Genomic DNA, 1451 nt, shown 5'->3' with positions numbered 1-1451 from the left:
AGATGGTCGCCGGCATCCGCGAGCAGCTGGGGCTTAACCAGCCGATGCCGGTTCAGTTCGTTCACTGGGCGCTCAGCATCGTCAGCGGCGACTTCGGGACTTCAATTTTTACTGGATACCCGGTTCTCCAACTGATCTCTCAGCGGCTCGAGCCAACCATTTCCCTGTCGATCCTGACGCTGAGCCTTTCGGTGACGGTCGGGATCTCATTCGGCATCCTTGCCGCCTGGCGAACTGGCGGCTTCATTGACCGTTTCCTCACCGCCTTTGCGGCACTTGGTTTTTCCGTCCCGGTGTTTGTCTTCGGTTATGTTCTGATATACTTTCTAGCCATCAGCATGCACTGGCTGCCGGTTCAGGGATACGAGCCTCTTGACCATGGCTTAGGGCCTTGGTTTGTGCACCTGATCCTGCCTACATTGGCTTTAAGCTTTCCCTATGTCGCATACTTTGCACGAATTGTACGCACGAGTATGCTCGAAGTTCTGTCGGAAGATTATATGCGGACGGCCGCAGCCAAGGGCGCCTCGTCATATTCCATGCTCTTCCACCATGCTTTGAAGAATGCCGGTGTCCCAATCCTGACCGTCATCGGCATGAGTGTGGCGTATCTGATCTCCGGCGTCGTCATCACGGAAACGGTGTTCAACATACCCGGTGTCGGTCGCCTGGTCGTCGATGCGATCAACAACCGCGACTATCCCATCATTCAAGGCGTGCTTATCCTTGTTTCGGGTCTTTACGTCCTTATCAACCTCGCGGTCGATCTGGCTTATACGCTGATCGATCCACGCATCCGGTACTGATATGACCCTTCTTTCCGCACCAGTTGAAACCGTGCCGATGGGCCGGCTGCGAATATCAGGCCTTCCCCGTCTCGCAAGAAGGCATCCGCTGGTTTTTGTAGGCGGCGGCATCTTGGCGCTCTTGATCCTTCTGGCACTCGCTGCCCCGCTTTACGCCGGCGATCCGGTGAGCATGGATCCATTCAAACGGCTTCAGCCACCTTCCATGGCGATGTGGTTCGGAAGCGACAATCTTGGCCGCGACGTCTTTGCACGAACGGTGTTCGGGGCAAGGATCTCTCTCATGGTAGGATTGTCGGCGGCGGCAGCTGCCGCTCTGGGTGGTCTCCTGATCGGTGTACTTGCAGGCTACAACCGTAGCTTTGACAATGTCGTCATGCGGGTCATGGACGGCCTCATGTCGATCCCGACGATTCTGCTGGCGATTGCGCTCATTTCTCTGACCGGACCGGGGATGGGCATCCTTATCGTCGCCATTGTCATCCCTCAGCTGCCGAGCGTCACGCGGTTGGTTCGCTCGGTTGTCCTGGCTGTTCGGGAGCGTCCCTATGTGGAGGCCGCAATTTGCGGTGGCGCACGCCTGCCGAAGGTGCTTTGGCGGCACATCATGCCAAGTACCCTTCCGCCGCTCATGGTGCAGGGCGC

2 protein-coding genes are annotated in these 1451 nt (G+C 57.4%); both read left to right on the top strand.

Annotation, left to right across the window (positions count from 1 at the left end):
• A partial coding sequence (locus NKI88_RS31680; protein ID WP_352659331.1) for an ABC transporter permease occupies positions 1–806 on the top strand: 806 nt, incomplete at its 5' end.
• Position 807: 1 nt separating this feature from the next.
• Positions 808–1451, top strand: a 644-nt coding sequence (locus NKI88_RS31675) for an ABC transporter permease (protein WP_352659329.1), incomplete at its 3' end; no start/stop codon positions are given.

The organism is Mesorhizobium sp. M0317 (assembly GCF_040321555.1).
In the GTDB taxonomy this organism is placed as follows: Bacteria; Pseudomonadota; Alphaproteobacteria; order Rhizobiales; family Rhizobiaceae; genus Mesorhizobium.
The sequence above is the reverse complement of the archived record's forward strand: the minus strand, read 5'-3'. Positions and strand labels throughout refer to the sequence as shown.